Annotated in this window: 11 protein-coding genes; 6 read left to right on the top strand and 5 right to left on the bottom strand. The window is 41.2% G+C overall.

Going from position 1 to position 20773, the window contains the following annotated elements; genetic code table 11:
• Positions 1-141: 141 nt before the first annotated feature.
• The 3 genes from AC504W_RS05630 to AC504W_RS05640 all read left to right on the top strand — a co-directional run bounded on the left by AC504W_RS05630 (position 142) and on the right by AC504W_RS05640 (position 6806).
• On the top strand, positions 142-3417 hold the full coding sequence (locus AC504W_RS05630; RefSeq protein WP_494876710.1) for a PfaB family protein: 3276 nt from the start codon (positions 142-144) through the stop codon (positions 3415-3417).
• A gap of 215 nt (positions 3418-3632) precedes the next feature.
• A complete protein-coding gene (locus AC504W_RS05635; RefSeq protein WP_494878575.1) occupies positions 3633-5276 on the top strand; it encodes a PfaD family polyunsaturated fatty acid/polyketide biosynthesis protein in 1644 nt (547 codons plus the stop codon).
• A gap of 15 nt (positions 5277-5291) precedes the next feature.
• Positions 5292-6806, top strand: coding sequence for a thioester reductase domain-containing protein (locus AC504W_RS05640; RefSeq protein WP_494876712.1), 1515 nt, complete (start codon positions 5292-5294; stop codon positions 6804-6806).
• A gap of 254 nt (positions 6807-7060) precedes the next feature.
• On the opposite strand, the gene AC504W_RS05645 is transcribed toward AC504W_RS05640, so the two are convergent.
• Positions 7061-11659 carry a CHAT domain-containing protein gene (locus AC504W_RS05645; protein ID WP_494876713.1) on the bottom strand — a complete coding sequence of 1533 codons (4599 nt, stop codon included), beginning with the start codon at positions 11657-11659 and terminating at the stop codon, positions 7061-7063.
• 252 nt (positions 11660-11911) lie between these two features.
• Between AC504W_RS05645 and AC504W_RS05650 the strand changes: the two genes are divergently transcribed.
• Positions 11912-13690, top strand: coding sequence for a tetratricopeptide repeat protein (locus AC504W_RS05650; RefSeq protein WP_494876714.1), 1779 nt, complete (start codon positions 11912-11914; stop codon positions 13688-13690).
• 7 nt (positions 13691-13697) lie between these two features.
• Here AC504W_RS05650 and AC504W_RS05655 read toward each other — a convergent pair whose 3' ends face one another.
• Positions 13698-15023: a dihydroorotase gene (locus AC504W_RS05655; protein ID WP_494876716.1), complete on the bottom strand. Its 1326-nt coding sequence runs from the start codon at positions 15021-15023 to the stop codon at positions 13698-13700.
• An 86-nt stretch (positions 15024-15109) separates the two neighbouring features.
• Positions 15110-16459 carry a histidine phosphatase family protein gene (locus AC504W_RS05660; RefSeq protein WP_494876717.1) on the bottom strand — a complete coding sequence of 450 codons (1350 nt, stop codon included), beginning with the start codon at positions 16457-16459 and terminating at the stop codon, positions 15110-15112.
• Between the two features lie 223 nt (positions 16460-16682).
• Here AC504W_RS05660 and AC504W_RS05665 point away from each other — a divergent pair, with 223 nt between their 5' ends.
• Together AC504W_RS05665 and AC504W_RS05670 are read left to right on the top strand one after the other, a co-directional pair.
• Positions 16683-17252 (top strand): DUF3611 family protein, encoded by a 570-nt coding sequence (locus tag AC504W_RS05665; protein ID WP_494876718.1) that lies wholly within the window; start codon positions 16683-16685, stop codon positions 17250-17252.
• Between the two features lie 258 nt (positions 17253-17510).
• Positions 17511-19310, top strand: coding sequence for an ATP-binding protein (locus AC504W_RS05670; RefSeq protein ID WP_494876719.1), 1800 nt, complete (start codon positions 17511-17513; stop codon positions 19308-19310).
• A gap of 71 nt (positions 19311-19381) precedes the next feature.
• On the opposite strand, the gene AC504W_RS05675 is transcribed toward AC504W_RS05670, so the two are convergent.
• Together AC504W_RS05675 and AC504W_RS05680 are read right to left on the bottom strand one after the other, a co-directional pair.
• Entirely contained in the window at positions 19382-19864 is a 483-nt protein-coding gene (locus AC504W_RS05675; RefSeq protein WP_494876720.1) for a hypothetical protein, read from the bottom strand.
• Positions 19865-20035: 171 nt separating this feature from the next.
• Positions 20036-20713, bottom strand: coding sequence for a response regulator (locus AC504W_RS05680; RefSeq protein WP_193892622.1), 678 nt, complete (start codon positions 20711-20713; stop codon positions 20036-20038).
• Positions 20714-20773: the final 60 nt, after the last annotated feature.

The following is a 20773-nucleotide window of genomic DNA, read 5'->3' on the forward strand; positions in this document are numbered from 1 at the left end:
GTTTTTCGCGTGAGTCTATAAAACTACTTATCTTCTCTCTAACTCTGTGTTCTCTGTGCCTCTGTGGTTCGTTATTTCCTCTTTCCTTCGCGCTCTTTGCGTTCTTTGCGGTTCGTTTAAATTCATTTTAGGTACTCAGTAATGACACAAGATAATAAAAACAAAATTGCCATTATTGGCATGGATGCCTTCTTTGGCGAGTGCAATGGCCTAGATGCTTTTGAACGCAGTATTTATGACGGTAAACAACACTTCATACCTCTACCCGAAAAAAGATGGTATGGCATCAATACAGAAAAAGACTTACTCCAAGACTACGGTTTAGTTGAAGGTAAACCCCCCGTCGGAGCATATATCAAAGACTTTGAAATTGATACATTAGCCTATAAGATTCCTCCTAACGAAGTCGAAAAAATGAACCCTCAACAGTTGTTACTGTTGAAGGTTGCAGAACGCGCCATCAAAGATGCGAACCTACCAGAAGGTGGTAATGTCGCAGTAATTATTGCAGCTGAAACAGAGTTATCTGTCCACCAACTACAGCAAAGATGGGATTTGTCTTGGCAAGTCAAAGATGGTTTGAACGCGGCGGAAATTACCTTACCACCGGAAAAGATTTCTCAATTAGAAACCATCGTTAAAGATGGCGTTCACCAACAAGTAGAGATTGGTGAATACTTAAGCTATATCGCTAACATCATGGCGAGTCGCATTTCCTCGCTGTGGAACTTTACCGGGCCTGCTTTCACCCTCACGGCTGTCGAGACTTCGGCTTTCAAAGCTTTGGAAGTAGCGCAAATGCTACTAATGACTGGCGAAGCAGACGCAGCCATTGTTGGTGCTGTTGATTTGGCTGGTGGTGTAGAGAATGTGTTGTTACGCAATCAAACCGCCAAGATTAACACTGGTGTCAATACGTTGAGTTTTGACCAAAAAGCCAACGGTTGGACGGTGGGTGAAGGTGCTGGTGTAGTCGTTCTCAAACGTTACGATGTGGCACAAGAGAATGGCGATCGCATTTATGCCACTATTGATGCTATCAGTATCGGACAATCTCTTATTAACTCAGCTAACGAAGCCTTTCACTGTGCAGGTGTACAACCTTCTCAGGTGAACTATGTAGAAGTTTGCGCTAGTGGTATTCCCCAAGAAGACGAAGCTGAAATCACTGGTTTATTGCAAGCATATCCATCGGTAGGTCATGGTTTGCACAGTGCTATCGGTAGCGTCAAAACCAATATTGGACACACTCAAGTAGCTTCGGGAATTGCCAGCTTAATCAAAACAGCATTGTGTCTTTACTACCGCTACATCCCTGGTACGCCTAACTGGTCTGGTGTGAAAGTACCACAACAATGGGAAGGTAGTCCTTTTTATGTGGCTACAGAATCTCGTCCTTGGTTCTTGGGTAAAGACTCTGACCGTCGGATAGCTGCCATTAACGGTCTTGGTTGTGATGGGACTTTTGCCCATGTGATTATCTCAGAAGACCCTACACAAGAAGAACGCCCTAGCCGATATCTGGAGCAAATGCCATATCATCTGTTCCCGATAACAGCTAACGACAAAGATAGTATTTTTGCGGCTCTAGATAGTTTGCAAAAGAGCATTGAAGCTAGTTCTTCTTTATCAGAGTGTGCTAGTCAAGCCTTTGCTACATACAAAGCCAACCCTCAAGCGCAATACGCCATTGCTATTAACGGACGGAACAGAAAAGAACTCCTCAAAGAAATTGAGTCAGCGCGTAAGGGTGTCAAAACGGCGTTTGAAAAAGGTACAGACTGGCAAACACCTGTAGGTAGTTATTTCACACCCAAGCCTCTCGGAAAGCATGGTGAGATTGCTTATATGTATCCGGCGGCGGTGAATTCTTATGTAGGTATGGGTCGAAATCTCTTCCGCCTATTCCCCCGAATCTTCAACGACCACATGGTGAAGAGTCTGCACAAGCGGGCGGCGGATGTAGAACGAAGAGTATTTCCTAGAAGTTTGAGTAAGTTATCTCTCAGACAAATAGAGACTTTAGAAAAGCAATTGCTAGATGATTCCCTAGCAATGTTTGAAGCGGAAATGTTCTTCACCAGACTGCTTACCACAGTTATTCGTGATGACTTTCAACTCAAGCCGAAGTATGTGTTTGGTTACAGCTTGGGTGAAACGAGCATGATGGTAGCCCAAGGAGTTTGGAGTGATTTCTTTCAAGGTAGTAACTCCTTCAATTCCTCGGCGTTGTTTGGAAATAGGTTATCTGGGCCGAAAAATGCGGTACGTGAGTTTTGGGGTTTGCCAAACACAGATAATTTAGATAAAAGCTTTTGGGGTAACTTCGTTTTGATGGCGAGTCCTGAACAAGTACAGGAAGCTATCAAAAACGAGCCACAAGTCTATCTCACACAAATTAATACACCGGAAGAAGTCTTAATTGCTGGTGAGCCAGCTGCTTGTAAGCGAGTCATTGCAGCCTTGGGTTGTAATTCTTTCGTGGCTCCTTTCGATCACGTTATCCATTGTGAAACGATGCGATCGGAGTATGGGGAGTTAGTTAAATTAAATACTCTACCATCCCAGAATCTAGCAGGTGTCACCTTTTATTCTGCGGCTGAATATCAGCCTATTGTACTAGAGAGTGGGGCGATCGCTCAGAGCATCGCCACCGGACTTTGCCAACAATTAGACTTTCCTCGCCTAGTTAACCGCCTCCACGACGACGGTGCAAGAATCTTTATCGAAGCTGGTGCGGGTGGTGTATGTTCACGCTGGATTGATAAAATTCTCGAAGATAAAGACCACATCACCGTATCCCTCAACCGTCGGGGTATGGATGACCACACTACCATTGTCAAAGCACTAGCAAAACTTCTCAGCCATCGCGTAGCTGTAGATTTATCACCACTATACAATCTCACACCTGCGCCCAAACAAAATAAAGCCACCTTACGCACTGTTACCGTCGGTGGTGAATCAATCTCTGCTAGTATTTTGACCGAAGAAAACCGCAAACTTTTCCAAGATTTACCAGGAAAAGCTCTGCATTCAAATATACCATTGCCTGATGAAATTGATATCATCAAATCGCTGCAAGATACTCATAAAATCTTAGGCAATGATATTTTGACTCAAAATGCAGAAGTTTCAATGAAAAATATCATTGAACACGGTTTTGCAGCAGAAGAAAAAGTAGAATCTTCTGAGTTAATCGCCACACCGACACAAGCATCTGCTACCAATCAAGATTTAGATACCCTAATCAGAATGCTGGAGTTAAATACCTCTCACTGTCAAAAGCTGAATGCTAATAATGCTCGAATAACTCAAGCACATACAGCTTTCTTACAAGCGCGGCAAGATTTTAGCAAGCAGATGCGTGAAATTATTCAATTGCAATTAGTTTGCGCGGAAGATTTGCTCAAAGAATAAGCTTGAATGCACGTTACCTCATGGTTTAAGGATAAGGTTTTACACTTTATTCTTAGACCTTTCCTAGATTTAAATGTTCGCGCAAAGGCGCAAAGGCGCAAAGATTTGCAACAAGTCTATTTTAAGATTCACAAGATATCGGACTTTTGCTAAGTAAACAGTTAGTAATCAAATAGTTAACAATCCGAGGGATAACTACTGTGACTACCTTCGATATGCCACTCAGCACCCAAGATAATGGCTTAAAATTTCCAGCCTACAACTACAATCATAATCTTGTTTGGAAAGGTAATTTAGAAACAATATCTTTTGAACAGCAAGCTATTAAAAATAAATTACTGCTATTAGATAAACCTTGCTATTTTGTCAAAATTGCAGGTAAAATTGGCGTTACAAATGAAGGATATTTATATCCTGTTGAAAATAACCCAACTTCCCAATTAGAATTAATCGCCTCCCTTGCGCCAATTTCTCTACAACAATTAGGCGACCCCAGTTTTCTCTCTTGCTATTGTGTAAAATATGCCTATATGACTGGCGCAATGGCTGGCGGTATCGCTTCCGAAGAATTAGTCATTGCTTTAGGAAAAGAGAAAATTTTAGGTTCCTTTGGTGCTGGGGGTTTAACGCCAGAAAGAATAGAATCAGCAATTCAACAAATTCAACAAGCTTTACCCAATGGCCCTTACGCTTTTAATTTAATTCACAGCCCTAATGATATGGCTATTGAACGCCGGGCTGTGGATTTATATTTAAAATATGGTGTCAGAATTGTTGAAGCTTCAGCATTTTTAGACTTAACTCCCAACATTGTTTATTACCGAGTTGCTGGATTAAGTTTAAATAATGCTAATCAAATTGAAATCAAAAATAAAGTTATTGCTAAAATTTCTCGCCGAGAAGTTGCGAGTAAATTTATGCAGCCAGCACCAGCCAAAATTATCAAAGAATTGCTGGAACAAGGTTTAATTACTGAGTTGCAAGCTAAACTTGCAGCGAACGTACCAATGGCTGATGATATTACTGTGGAGGCTGATTCTGGCGGACATACTGATAACCGTCCTTTGATTTGTTTGCTTCCTTCACTAATTGCTTTAAGGGATGAAATTCAAGCAAAATATCATTATCCCCAACCAATTAGAGTCGGTGCAGCAGGTGGAATTGCTACCCCAGAATCAGCCTTGGCAGCTTTTATGATGGGTGCTGCTTATGTAGTTACTGGTTCCATCAATCAAGCTTGTGTTGAATCTGGTGCTTGTGAGCATACTAAAAAACTATTGGCGCAAGCGGAAATGGCTGATGTTACTATGGCTCCCGCAGGCGATATGTTTGAAATGGGTGTGAAGGTACAAGTGCTGAAACGGGGTACGATGTTCCCCATGCGAGCGCAAAAATTGTATGAATTGTACCGCACTTATAACTCAATTGAAGAAATTCCTGCGGCAGAAAGAGAGAAGTTAGAAAAACAAGTTTTCCGAAAAACTATTGCTGAGGCTTGGGAAGGAACGGCTGCTTATTTATCACAGAAAAATCCTGAAAAATTGGGTAAAGCTGTGAATAATCCTAAGTTGAAGATGGCTTTGATTTTCCGTTGGTATTTAGGCTTATCTTCTCGTTGGTCAACTGCTGGTGAAAAAGGTCGAGAAGTTGATTATCAAATTTGGTGCGGCCCGGCGATGGGTGGTTTTAATGATTGGGTGCGTGGTTCTTATTTAGCTGAACCACAAAATCGCACAGTTGTAGATATTGCTGACCATATTATGAAGGGCGCGGCATTTTTATATCGCATCCAAAATTTAAAAATTCAAGGTTTGCAAATACCCGATTACTACACTCAGTATCGTCCAGAATGTCAATAATTTTAAGAGGTAACAATGTCTTATAGCGCAGCAGATATTCAAGCGTGGATGGTGTCTCACCTAGCTGAGTTACTGGGTGTAGAAACTGATGAAGTTGATATCCACGAAAATCTAGAAAACTACGGTTTAGACTCAGCACAAGCGATGACTCTAGTAAGTAAGTTAGAGGAATTGCTGGGTTTTCAACCATCACCTTTGTTGTTGTGGCATTATCCCAATATTGCATCTTTGTCAGAGCGTTTAGCTGAGGAATTAGTAGAACAATCTGATGGGCAGGATACAGGGATTGTAAAACAAACAGGTGGCAATGCGATCGCAGAAATTCCCACTCTTGATTTACAAGCCGAAGTAGTCCTTGACCCCACAATTCATCCTGGTGCTGCTGTTTACACACCTGTAGACAAACCCAAGAAAATCTTCTTGACAGGTTCTACTGGCTTTTTAGGTGCTTTCATCATTCGGGAACTGCTAGAACAAACCGATGCAGAATTGTATTGTTTGGTACGCGCAAGCAGCCTCCAGGAAGGTAAAAACAAGCTACATAAGAACCTGGAACAGTATGGAATTGGTCAGGATGAGTTAGATCCTCGCATTATTCCCGTCATTGGTGATTTGTCTCAACCTCTGTTAGGACTAGGCGCAGAACTATTCCAAGCTTTAGCTACCAACATTGACACCATCTATCACAGTGCTGCTTTGTTGAACTATGTTTATCCCTACTCAGCACTGAAAACCGCTAACGTTTTAGGTACTCAAGAAATATTGAGATTGGCTTGTCAAATCAAAGTCAAGCCTGTACATTACGTTTCTAGCGTGGCTGTCTTTGAATCACCTGTTTATGCTGGTAAGGTGGTCAAAGAAGATGATGATTTTAGCCACTGGGAAGGAATTTTCCTTGGTTACTCGCAAACAAAATGGGTGGCTGAAAAGTTGGTGAAAATTGCCAGCGATCGCGGTTTACCTGTTACAATCCACAGACCACCATTAATCGCCGGAGATAGCAATACAGGTATCGGTAATACCCACGACTTCATCAACTTGATGGTCAAGGGTTGTCTGCAAATGGGTAGCTTCCCAGATGTAGAGTATATGTTGGATATGTCTCCTGTAGACTATGTAAGTAAAGCTATTGTCTATCTGTCCATGCAGCCAGAATCAATAGGTAAAGCTTTCCACTTACAACATCCCAACCCTGTGTCTCTAAAAGTATTAGTTGATTGGGTTAGTTCTTTTGGTTATCCTGTACAAATGCTACCCTACGATGAATGGCAAGCAGAGTTAATTAAAAATGCTGCTTCTCCAGATAATCCTTTATATACTCTGCGTCCATTTTTACTAGAACGCTGGTCGGAAGAACAACTCACAATTCCTGATTTGTATCTGCAAGCTAGAAGACCAAAAATTAGCTGTGAAGCAACTGTTAAAGCCTTAGCAGGTAGTTCTATTTCTTGTCCGCCAATCGATTCTAAGTTGTTTATGACCTACACAGCTTATTTAATCGAAAGCGGTTTCTTGAGTGTTGCTTTGTAATAATTTACATTAATTAGATGATAAAAACCCAGTTTCTGATAGAAACTGGGTTTTTATTGTTAGATAACAACCGAAAAAATTTACATTAGCAATATCACTAAACTACACTGCGGTAGTTTGCAGTGTATTTCCCAGCCAGGGAAGGGAGCAGAATTTGTAATTGAATACCCTATTCAGCAGCCACAGGTTTGTCACACAGGCATAGTCAAGCAAAGATTTTTAAGTTCTCCAGCACAACTTGACCGCAAACCCGCTTACCAAGGATTACCAATCATGGTAAAAGCTGACCAGAAATAGGGATGAGTTAGGTTTTTGTCTCCGAGTTCTAATAAAACGGGTGGTAGAGGTAAATCACCATGAGACGTTTTCAGTTGACCGTTTTCTAGGCGGACTTCTCCTTTGATCATGGCTATTTGTGCTTGGCGGAGAGCTTCAGCTTTTATGGGGGCTTGTTTCAGCTTCTCGTAAAACTCGGTCATTAAACTAAATGTACCTTCATCGGAGACATACCATAAACTCGCCAATGCAGACTTAGCACCAGCTTGGACTGCAAAGCCAGCAAAACCTAGTTCTGCGTCTTCATCACCCAAGGCTGTGCGACAAGCACTCAGTACTACTAGTTCTACAGATGGGTTATTCCAGCCAAGTTGGCGCATCTGATCCATTCTCAGTTGGCTATCCCATAATTGAATATAAGAGTTACCGGGCGCACCTTTTCTAAATTCGCCGTGGGTGGCGAGGTGAACAATTCCGTAGGGTGTTTCTTGTCGTTGAGCTTTAAGATTTTTCAAAGTAAAGGCTTCGTTTAAAAAGGCTTTACCAGGCCAGATTTTCTCGATAGTAGTTAATTCTGTGGGGACTGCTGGTAATGGGTCTAGATTCATGAATTGAGATGCGCCCATTCCCAAAACTTTAGCTTTTCTAATATCGACATATTTGGTGTCTGTCAGGCTGAGACTCGGCATTAAACCGACGCTATAACGCTCTACCAGATATTGTTGACCATCATAAAGTGCGGCTACGGGCATAGCGCGTAATCCCGTATCCATGAGAAACACTAAATTATTGATTTCTCGTGTTTTGAGGTTAGATTCAATCGGTGCAATTAGCCAATTGTATAGTTGTTGAGCCGGCTTGATATAGGTGCGGCGCAGTGCTGGGTCTGTGACTGCACTAGTTAATTGGCGGCTGGCTGTGAGAACTTGCGATCGCGTCACATTTGTTAATACTTGCCGAATTGGTTCACCTTTAGCTGTCACCACCACCAATTCTAAAACGTCGTTATCTTGACCGATAATGGGTAATTGGGCAGTGGGTTTGATAGTTGCAGGTACAAAAGAAACGTAAATTAGGGCAGGTTTCGCACCTGTAGAAGCTTCAATGTTAGTCAGAATCTCTCGCGCTTCCTTGATACCCTTAATTGGCTGTTTACCTTCTCCTAAGTATGTTCCCACCTGATCTGTAAACTTTTCATCTTGAGGAAAATCGGTATCAGTTGGTGGAGTTTTTGGAGGTTCTGGAGGTTGTGGAGGTTGTACACACAGAATAGTACATTGTGGTGGAGTAATAGTGATGTTTACTTGTTGAGGCGCTGACTGAGAAACAACATCACTGGCTCTCACAGTGAAAGCCGGAATCACACCGCTAGAATTCGCAGGTGGTGTATACACTAATACTGTACTAGAAGTAAGAACACTGCCGGAAGTCACTGGTGTACCATCTTGGAAAGTTAAAGTACCTGATGAAATTGCATCAAAAATTATTGTGAGATTGTCATTATTTACATCACTGGTAATTGGGTTTAAAGACCCAAATGTAAAAGTTATAGATTGATTTAGGACTGTGGAAAACAGTGAATCGATTGTAATTGTGGGTGGTGTATTAATGGAAGTGAAATTAGTGCCATTACCTGAATCTGTTACTGTGCCACCATTGGGTAAAACTGGAAAAGAATTAACAGTTGTTGGCGTATTATTTCTGACAATATTTCCGTCTGTACCATTAGTAGTGGAATCGCCTACAATAAATGGGACGTTATTTGGCCCGCCATCATGTTGAATTGTGATTGAGCCTGAAGTAGTACCACCAGTAGTGTTAATTGTATCTGGACTGTCACCATTAAAAATTCTGCCTGTGCCTCTGACCAATCCATAGGCTAAAACATTGACATCGCCGCCTCGGCCGCCACCTCCTTCAACACCAGTTGCTTGGGTGTTTATACTACTGAAGGTAATATTTCTGCCAAATGTTCCATTAGTACCTGCCCTGAGTGTAACTGCACCTGCTGTAGAAGTTGGAGAGTTGCTGAATACTGATGTGTCAATTTCACCTGTGATGATGCTACCGCCTGCGGTTAAAGTCACAGCACCACTTGTTCCATTACTAGCAGTAGTAATATCAGTGGTATTAATATTACCTCCGGCGGTGAGTTCGACTCGGCCGGTAATATTATCATTATTATTAGGGCTAGTAATATTTTGAGTCGTAATATTACCTGTTGCACTAATAATTACAGGGCCACCATAATTACTAAATGAAATATCACCTGTGACATTCACATTACCCGGTGAAGATGTGCTGCCTGATGATGTGAATAAAGAGCCGCTGGTAATAAAACTGGAGGGATTACCAGTAGTAACTTCTTGTAAGCTGCTCACACCTGCTCGTAAAATCAATGCTGGCTGACTGCTCAAAATTTGACCATCAGCAGTAGTACTAGAAAGGGCGGTATCTGCATCAGTAATCACAATTTCGCCAGTCGTGATACTACCACGAGATTCTACTTTTAAAGATGGGCCAGTATAGTTACCAAAGGTAACATCTTGGTTAGAACTAAAAATGGGGTCAACTAAACTGATGAAATCAGCACCTTGTCCTAGAGAGTTGAGAATTGAAAATTTACCACCGCTGGCAAAATGTGAGTCTAAAAAAATCTTGCCGTTACTAACTAAAGTCAAATCACCACCACTGATAAATGGTGTTTGAGCTAAGTGATTAATTGCAAAAATATCAATGCCTTGATTACCTTGAATTGTGAGTTTATTGCCAGCAGTAGCTGAGAAATTTTTATCAACACTATCACGAACTCTGACGGTATCTTTAGCAAGTAAATTTAAGTTGTTAGTGGCGGAAAGTTTACTTTCTGGTAGTGTTAAATTATGGTTAGCAGCCAGGGTAACATTTTTTCCAGATGCTTGATTGACTACCACATCACCATTGCTAATCGTCAAACCAGAACCAGTTAACTTTACCTCACCATTATTCACCACCAAACCAGAAGCATTCCCAACACCACCGCCAGTCAACAATGCTGGTAACGAATTCCCTGGCAAATTATTATTAGTTGCATTCAGCGGTTGAATTTCTAAACTTAAAGGATTCCCCGCCATACTCAATTTGAGTAAACTACTGCCAGGTACAGCCGCAATTGTGATGTTACCATTAGGCGCTGACAAAGTTCCTGTACTGACGACTGTGCCGCCAAATAAACTTAAATTATTCCCTGATGGCACTGCCAAATTACCTTGATTGAAAATGGCACTAGCGACACTGCTATCAAAAGCGAAACTATTGGGTGTGCCGATAAGTTGGCTGTAGTCGTTTGTCCCAACCGCATTTAACCAGTTATTACTACCAAAACCGAGGCGTGTGGCTGTGGTAGCGGTAAATGATGCAGGTACATTTAAACTAGAATTAGCACCAAAGATAATGCCTGCGGGGTTGATTAAATATAAGTTAGAATTCCCACCACTAACGCGAATGATGCCGTTAATTATTGATGCTTCGCCACCTGTGACTCTACCTAAGATGTTTTGAATTGATGGTTGCGATAAAAAGTTAGCTGTTTGGTTAGCATCTAGACCAAATTTGCTAAAACTATGAAAAAGGTTGGCCTTATCGCTACTTAAACTACCACCACTAATATTAATATTGTTACCTTGAGTGTTAACAGTTGTCCCTGTACCATCGTTAGCAGGAGTGATAGTTTGTTGCGCTTTGACTGTTAGAGGTAGGAGGCATAACAGCAATGCGATGTTGCTTAATGCTAATGTTTTGATAGATTTTGGAAAAGTTTGCTTCTTAGCTTTGGAAATAGCAGTAAAATTTATCTTGCTGCCAGGAATGAGGGCTTTTTTTTGTAATTCTGGTTTGTGATGCTGTCTGCGTTGTCGTGCTTTGAGAATTGCTAGTTGGGCGTTCTTGATTTGTTCTTGTTGTCGTTGCCGCGATATGCTTTCTAGATGGGTGCGATAGTAGTATAGGGGTTTATAAATATGCTCAACTTCTGCAACTTCAGAAAGTCTTAGACACAAATCGTAATCTTCTACTGTTGCAAGTGACTCATCAATTTCCCCAACTAAGTCTAAGACTTCACGACGAATTAGCCGAAAGTGGAATGTCATGAACTGATTTAACAGTGCTTCACGGCTATAAGCTACAAGACAACGATAGCCATAGCTGAGGATTGTATTGTTTTCGTCAATATCTAAATAGTCAGTGTAAACCCAGCCAATATCGGGTTTAACATCTAACACTGTGGCTGTTTCGGCTAGTGCTGTTGGTGCTAGTAAATCATCACTATCTACCCAACCGATATATTTACCACGAGTTTGAGCGATCGCAGCTTTTAAGGCTCTGGCTGCTCCCATGTTATCTTTGCCTGATATTACCCGCACGCGGCGATCGCACTCTTCATACTCACGGGCAATTGCTAGGGAATTATCTGTGGAACCATCATCCCAAATCAGCAGTTCAAAGTCTTGCCGCGTTTGCGATAAAACACTTTCTATAGCTAATCTTAGATAATTTTCTCGATTGTAAACTGTGATGATTAAGGAAATTACTGGCAGCATAAAAATTAGATTTTTTTAATTTATTTATAGAGAGTTTAAAGTTTTTAGTTATCTTTTGGATCAATAGAATATACATTAACTTATTAAGTTGCCTATAATTAAACAAATTTGAATTTTCTCTTAGCTCAGGATGTTAATTTTTGCGAATGTTTGCAAAAGTAATTTCGTTATAAATGTGTTTAGTAAAGTTGATGCGGACTACAATTCATTGTTAGCGGCAAAGTTAAATATTATTGACAAAGTTTAAAAAATATGAGATATTTCCATGCTACTGCCAAGTCCAGACGAAGACAAGCTATTAATAACTGGTTGAGGAAATCAGCCAAATCCAGCAGTATGATTGGAGGACTAACGGCGATTTTTTTATTAGCAAATTCGTTAGTCCCAACAACTTTGTTTGCTGAAGAAAAATTAGAAATCAAAGACTTTGACTACTGGGCAAATTTTTGTAAATTGTTGGGAGAGGAAAAGAAATATGATGAAGCGATCGCCGCTTGTAATCAAGGAATTGCGATTAAGCCAGATGAACCAGAAATTTGGGTAACGCGCACAGAAATTTTACTCAAGCAAGCCAAGTATAGTGAAGCGTTAGTCTCAGCTGATCGCACTTTACGTCTCCAACCAAAATATTCTTTAGCCTTGGCTCAACGATGTGAAGCATTATTAAATTTAAACAAATATGCCGAAGCGATCGCCGCCTGTGATTTGGCGCTGCGTTCTGATGGCAACTGGGGCAGTACTACAGCAGTTGTGGCATGGTACAATCGTGGTCTAGGAGAAAGTAAATTAGGACAACTAGATGCAGCGATCGCCTCATTTAATCGCGCCTTAGAAATTACACCAGAGAATTCTTTAGCTTTAGTCGGCAATTGTCAAGCATTAGCAAATTTAAACAGGTTCAGCGAAGCGATCGCCGCTTGCGACTCAGCAATTAAAGTTAATCAAAATTGGGGTGATACTACACCAGCAATTGCTTGGTACACTAAAGGCTTGGCACAGAAAAAAAACGGACAATTAGAAGAAGCGATCGCCTCTTTTGATCAAGCAGTGGCGATGAATCCGAAAGATGCAGATATTTGGTTAGAACATGGTAGATCATTAGCAGCAATCGGCAAACCCGAACAAGCTGTCGTTTCATACCAATTTGCCATCAAACTCAGTCCTAATTATGCCTTAGCCTTAGCCAGTCAAAGTGCGAGTTTGAACAAAATAGGTAAATTTCCAGAAGCACAAGCAGCAGCAGAACAAGCACTACAAGGCGATAGTCGTTGGGGTGATATCAGTCCCGCCTTAGCTTGGGAACAGAGAGGAATCGCTTTAGCTGGATTAGGAAATTACGAAGAAGGATTAGCATCAATAGAAAGAGCGATCGCTCTCAATCCCAATTATGCAGAAGCATGGAATAATCGTGCAGCTACCCAATGGTATTTAGGCAGATATGCCGATGCAATTGCTAGTAGCGATCGCGCCACCGAAATTAATCCGAAATATGCTCAAGCATGGTTTAATAAAGGCAGAATTCTCAAAACCTTAGACCGCTATTCAGCATCACTCGTAGCATATAATAAAGCATTAGAAAATGTGGGCAAATTTGCCGATAAATCACTCTTAGCCAATATTTGGGCTAACCGGAGTGTTGTCTTGTGGCATTTATCCCGCAATCAAGAAGCCTTAGTGTCGGTAGATAGAGCGATCGGTATTAACCCTAATTTATCGCAAGGATGGTATAACCGCGGCATCATACTATTTAATTTAGCCAGATATGATGAGGCTATTAATGCTTACAACCAAGCTAGTACTCTGGCTCCAATGGATGCGAATATTTTAGCTGGTAAAGGAGTTGCCTTATTGAGATTGGGCAAATTAGAAGATGCCGTCAAGACTTTTATGGCTACCTTAGCACTTGATCCCAAAAACGCATTAGCATTAGCAAATCAAACAATTGCTCAAAAAAAATTAGACGCACAAAAAGAACAACAACTCAAGTCACCAGTCATGCCAAATAGCACTACAATGCGTAAAGGTTTATGATTCATATCTAACACCAAGTTTGCAAAACGCGACCTTGTAATTCTTTACCAAACCAAGGTGTATTACTGGAAAGTGTATGTAGGTTGTTCCTTGATACTTTCCAAGTTTGTGTAGGATCAAATAAAGTTAACTCAGCTTTTTGATGGGGAGTCACTGTACTTAATTTCTGTCCCAAACATTTCGCAGGATTAACACTTAATGCTTGCCATAATTCTAATGCAGTAAATTCCCCAGTTTCGACCAGATTTTGCCACAGTAAAGGCAAGGCTAACTCAAACCCAATTGCCCCAGTTGGTGCTTCAGCAAAAGCTTGGACTTTTTCTTCATAAGTATAAGCTGCGTGGTCGATCGCGATCGCATCAATTACCCCAGCGCGGACACCTGCACGCAAAGCTTTTACATCGCTAGGATTGCCTAAAGGCGGGTCTAAATGCAAACTGGTATCATAACTTTGAATAGCTGCGGTATCTAATAACAAGTGCATCCAAGTAGTACTGGCGGTGATGGGTAAACCAGCAGCCTTAGCAGCGGCGATTAATTCCACACTCCGCGCCGTAGAAACACGCATAATATGAACTTGTTGATTACCAGTAGCTGCAACCAATTCTAACAAAGAAGCGATCGCCGTTGTTTCCGCACTGGCGGGGACTGGTGATAAACCAAAACGCAGCGCATTTGCCCCTTCTCGCATAACACCATTGGATGTAAGCTGGCGATCGCAAGGCCAAAAAGCTACAGGTTTATTCAACGGCTGTACATATTCCAGCACTCGCCGCACCAACCCCAAATTATCTAACGGATGACTATCAGTAAAACCAACAACTCCCGCAGCCGCCAAATCAGCCAATTCCGTCATCTGCTTTCCCGCCACATCTAAGGTAATTGCACCCCAGATATGCAGTAGGGGTGCAGGGGTGCAGGGGTGCAGGGGTGAAGAATTATGTAAACTCCCCTCTGCCCCTCTGCCCCTCTGCCCCTCTGTCCTCATCTTCTGCAACTGCGCCACCAGCGCCGGATGATCAATAGATGGAGATGTATCCGGTAAAATTGCAATTCTCGTAAAGCCGCCAGCAGTAGCAGCTTGCAACAGAGACGACAAAGTTTCCCGTTCTTCAAACCCTGGTTCGCCAGAGTGACTATATAAATCTATTAACCCAGTTCCTAGAATTAATCCTTGACAATTTCTCACTTGAGTATCAGCACTAATATCAGCAATTTGTGCTGCTACAGCTTGAATCTGACCATCAGCAATCAAGACATCTGCTATTTGGTCAGTGCCAGAAACCGGGTCAATTACTCGTACCTGTTGTAAAAGTTCAGTCATAAAAATCATAAGTTAGGAGTGACGAGTCAGGGAGTTAAGAGTTATGAGTTACGCATAATTAGTTCCTCACTTCTTACTCTTCACTCCTCCCTGTTTTATAATGCTCCAGCTGCGGTCTGATCAAGAACACCACCACCCAAATGAGCCGTGATATTCATTGCTTGTAAAACGGGAAAACCATCAAGTCCGTTGGGGTAGTCAATAACGCTCACTGCGCCATTACCTTGGCGGAAATTCCAGAAATTTTCGGCTGTTAAGCCAAGAATATGACAAAGCAAGGTTTTATTAGTAGCATCGTGAGCCACTACTAATCCAGTTTGGAGTTGATTGTCTAATGCAGTTTGCACAATAGATTGCCATGCAACAACGCTACGTTCCCAAACTTGTTGTAAATTTTCTCCCTCTGGCATTTGTACCTCAGCGGGTATTGTTCGCCAACGGTGCAATTCCCCAGGAAATTCTTGTTCAATTTCTGCTTCTAACTTCCCTTCCCAAAGGCCATGACTAATTTCTCTTAAACCATCTTGCAAATCTAACTGAATATTCGGATGTTGACGCAAGATAATTTCGGCCGTTTCTTTTGGACGTAGCATTGAACTACTCACAGCAAAATCAATGTCTACATCTTTGAGAAATTCCCCGGCTTTTTGGGCTTGATTTCTCCCATTGTCATTCAATGGAACGTCAATTTGTCCTTGAAATCTGGTTTGACGGTTCCACTCTGTTTCGCCGTGACGCACCAACAACAACCGTACTCCCTGATGACTGGGACGCAAGGATGGTAAGCTTTCTCCTGTATGTTGCGTCTGATTCATCGATTCTAGTTGGACTGGTTCATCCAATCCGCCAGCAAAGTTTAGTACAGTGACAGCACAGTTAGATTGCTGGATAGCATGATAACGGCTGGGAGGAATGCCCAGCGCCGTGCTAATTAAGGCGCGATTAATTCCGTTATGCCCAACTATGAGAATAGTTTTACCTTGATATTGCGGCAAAATTTCTTGCCAAAATTGCCTTGCTTGTGCATACAAAGCCAGAACCGGAAAATGCTCTCTAGTTCCCTCAGCATTGTTAACTAGCATGACCAATTCGTCGGGATGTTCGTGCCAAATACGATAGTCTTCAGCAAACTTCTGCTCGACATCAGCAGTTAGCATTGTTTCCCACAAAGGCAAATCGATTTCTAATAACTTATCAGAAGTCTGAACAACAGCAGACTCTGGAGTGTTGGCTAACTCACATTGAATAATCTCAGCGGTTAGTTTAGCTCGTTGCAGAGGACTGCAATAAATTGCATGAAACGAAATATTACTGAGGGCTTTGCCTACTTTACTGGCATCTTGACGACCTTTTTCTGTTAACGTTGACGCATCCGTGCGTCCTTGAATCCGTCGTTCAGCGTTGTAGCTACTTTGACCGTGACGCACAATGATGACACGAGTCATCGGCTTTGCCCTCCTCTATCTAAAGGATTAATTTTACTCTAAAGTGTTTGCAGAATAATCTCATGCCGTATGCAACTTTTTCCAACCTAACCCCCAAGTATACTTATTCATCCTGGAGATAGTTTGCTGGTTCTGCCTGTAGGTAGGGGTATCCGATTATCCAGCCAAAATATGCTGGAGATTCGAGGCAGCTTCCCAGAAATTCCCACAGATGGAAATTAATATGCAAACAGAAACAGAAGCAAAAACCTTAGCACCGTCGCTTCATGCAATTGGCAATACTATTCGCTGGACAGGTTGGATTACTTTCTGGCTACAACTAGGACTGGCTGTGGTTTCTGGTATAGCTGTATTGTTTGCTTCCACTGGACGTGGCTTTGCTGACCAACCAAATGCAGGTTTGGGAGTTGGCATATTTTGGGCAGTCTGCGGGATTGTAGCTTTATTATTTAGCGTTTACTGGGATTTTCGCTATACTCGCCTTGGTAAACAATTAGAAAATCCTAATCACGCTTTACACCCTAGTAAAGCAGATACGATCGCCGCTATTAGATTAGGCATAATTGTTAGTCTAGTCGGCATACTATTAACGCTTTTAGGTGCTGGCTCAACTTTAGGCGTTTTGGTCGCCAAATCAATTTCTCAACCACCAGGGGTAGCAATTACAGACCCCAACAAAATTATTCGGGCGTTGGATGTGTTTGTCGCAGTGGCAAATATTAATGGAATTACGGCTCACTTTTTTGGTGCTGTGGCTTCTTTATGGTTGTTGGAACGGGTGCATAAGCACTAAAAATTATAAAAATGACGCTAAAACACGTGATTTTCTGTTTGATTGCGTCAGCCATTTGGAATTTAAACGCATATTGGGCATACTAAGGGAAAATTTAGGCAATCTTTTGTGCTACTCATCTCTGATTCGGATGAGATGCTTAGAAGAAAGTCATTACTTGCAGGACTTAGCAAGATGGCGTTTTTCCCCTTTGTACAGCAACAATCTTCTCGGGCTTTTCTGTGGAGTATTCTTAACACTATTACAGATCCCATATTTGTGAAAGATCGGCAACACAGTTGGGTGTTTGTTAATGATGCCTTGTGTCAGTTCATGGGTTATGAACGAGAATCACTAATGGGTAAATCTGACTATGATTTTTTCTGTAAAACAGAAGCCGATGTTTTTTGGGAGAGAGATGAACTGGTATTCGCCACAGGGGTGACAGATGAACATGAGGAATTAATCACAGATTGTCGAGGTGAAACCCATATTATATCGACGAAAAAAAGCCTCTTCTGTGACGAAGTTGGTAATTCGTTTTTAGTAGGTTCATTTCAGATAATTGCCTCCCAAGATAAAATTGAAGCTACTTTGCTGCTTCAAACAATCAATCAATTAAAACAAGAAATTCATGAACGCCAAGAAACAGAGAAACGCTTTCGCAGACATAGTAATTCTCTACAGCAACTTGTGCAAAGCGAAAAACTACAACATGATGATTTTCAAATTGCCATTCAATATATAACGGAAGTAGCTAGTTTAGGTCTTGATGTTACACGGGTTAGTGTTTGGTTATACACAGATAAACGTTTAGGCATTCAATGTGTTGACCTATATGAACAAGATAAAAATTGTCACAGTCATGGTTTAGAATTATTTGTCGGCGATTTTCCCCAGTATTTTCAAGCTCTCAAGGAGGAACAAATAATTGCTGTTGCTGATGTGCATACTGATCCTCGCACTTCAGAATTTTCGGCAACTTATACAACCCCATTGAGAATTGCAGCGATGCTTGATGCCAGAATTTGGTCGAGGGGGGAAATAATTGGTGTAGTTTGTTGTGAACATTTGCTAACTCAGCGCCAGTGGACATTAGAAGAAGAAAGTTTTATTGGCTCGATTACTGACTTTGTGCGTCTAGCAATTGAATCACGCGATCGCAAAAACGCCGAAACAGCATTGAGACAACAAACTCAACAATTAGAGGAGACACTCAAAGAACTACAACGCACTCAAACCCAAATGATTCAAAGCGAAAAAATGTCTTCTTTGGGACAGTTAGTAGCAGGTGTGGCTCACGAAATTAATAATCCAGTTAACTTTATTTATGGCAATATTACCCCGGCAAATAATTATATTCATGACATCCTCAATCTGATTAATCTCTATCAAGAACACTATCCTTATCCTGTTGATGTGATTCGAGAAGAAATTATCGCTATAGACTTAGAATTTTTAATGACAGATTTACCGAAGTTATTATCTTCGATGAAAATAGGAGCCGATCGCATCAGGCAAATTGTCCTTTCTCTGCGAAATTTTTCTCGTCTTGATGAAGCTGAATATAAAGCAGTTGATATTCATGAAGGCATTGATAGTACTTTATTAATTTTAGAAAATCGTCTCAAAGCCAAATCTGATTATCCAGGTATTAAAATTATTAAAGAATATGGACAATTACCGCTTGTTGAGTGCTACGCAGGTCAACTCAATCAAGTATTCATGAATATTTTAACTAATGCTATTGATGCTTTAGAAGAACGAGATGAACAAAGGACTCCCCAGGAAATTCAAGCATCTCCCAGCAGAATTAGGATTAGTACACAAATAATTAATCTAAATCAGATTGCGATTAAAATTGCTGATAATGGTCTAGGTATCCTAGAAGATATCAAAAAACGTATTTTTGACCCCTTCTTTACCACAAAACCCATTGGTAAAGGTACTGGTATGGGGATGTCTATTAGTTATCAAATTGTGACCGAAAATCATCATGGAACGATTGACTGTATTTCATTCCCAGGTAAAGGTACAGAATTTGTAATTGTTATTCCTTTAAAACAAGGTCAGGATTGAATGAAAGAAGCGTGTAAGGGTTTTGAACACTTACACGCCTATACCCCTTCATCCTATCCCAAACTCTTTAATTAGTAATTACTAGCTCTTAAATCGTCAATTACATCTTTACTAGCAGCGTTTTCGACATAGTGTTTTGCTTGTTCAATATTAACTTTGGCTCGATTACGCCAACCTACAGCAGAATGGTTATCTTCCTCTCTCTCTATATTCTTTTCTGCACTGCGTAAAAGTTTGTAAATACTGCGAAACTTATCTAAATGTTTCAATGAACTATCAATTGCAGGATAATTATTGATATCTTTACGATCTAGGACAGCAGCTTTGTCAAGTTCGGCGATCGCTGTATGAACTTTAGAATATGCAGCTTTCTCTTCTTGAAGAACATTAGATTCATCGGCTTTTTGCAGAAGTAATTCTGCTTGTCGGAGGTCACTGCGAGCATGAATATAATATGGATGTTTACCAGGGATATCAGCCGAGGCTATACCATTACCTAAAGAAGCTGCAACTAATCCTAGCAACAAACTAACCGAAGTGATTCTATAAGTCATAACCTTGCTCACCTAAATTCAGAATGAAAACTTATCCTCTGATTTAGACTGGTTTAATTCTGAAAAGTTTTGACAAATCTGTGTCAATGTTATGTCATTAATTCTTTTTAAATACGAGTGAAAAACGACATTCCGTCGAGTAAATTTTTAGCAACCGTCACAGATTATTAACTATACTAAACCCGATCGCAGTGCAACTACAGCAGCTTGAACGCGATCATCAACTGCTAGTTTGTTCATAATCCCGCGTACATGGGTTTTGACGGTGTTGGGACTCAGATAAAGTCTTTCAGCGATTTCTGGGTTACTCAAACCGTCTACCATCAGTTTTAAAACTTCTAACTCTCTTGTAGATAAGTTAGCTGTGTTTCCGGGCGTTGTGGGGGGCTTGAGGTTGTCAATTACCCGTCTGGCGATTTGCGGATCTAAATAAGTCGCACCATCAACAGCAGCTGCGATCGCCTTTAATAATCTTTCTACACTCGCACCTTTGATACAATAAGCGTCTGCACCACTTGATAATGCAGCAATCACTTCAGTCTCGGTGGTATGGGATGTCAACATAACGACATGAGTGTCTGGTAACGCCGCTTTAATTTGCTGTGTCGCTGCTATTCCATCCAGACGCGGTAAACCAATATCCATGACTACCAAATCTGGCTTTAATTTTAAGGCGGCTTGCACTCCTAAATAACCATCTTCTGCTTGACCAACAATTTCTAACTGGGGTTGCGCCATTAATGACTGTTCTAGTCCCAGTTGCATCATTGGGTCATCTTCCACAATCAACACCCGCAAAACAGGTGTATCAGTCGGTAGATTTAAGGGATGGCTAGAATTGGTAGACATTTTTTTATATAGTCAAGAGTCAAGGGTCAAGGGTCAAAAGTCAACAGTCCAATAACTTTT

Source organism: Nostoc sp. C96, from assembly GCF_059384975.1.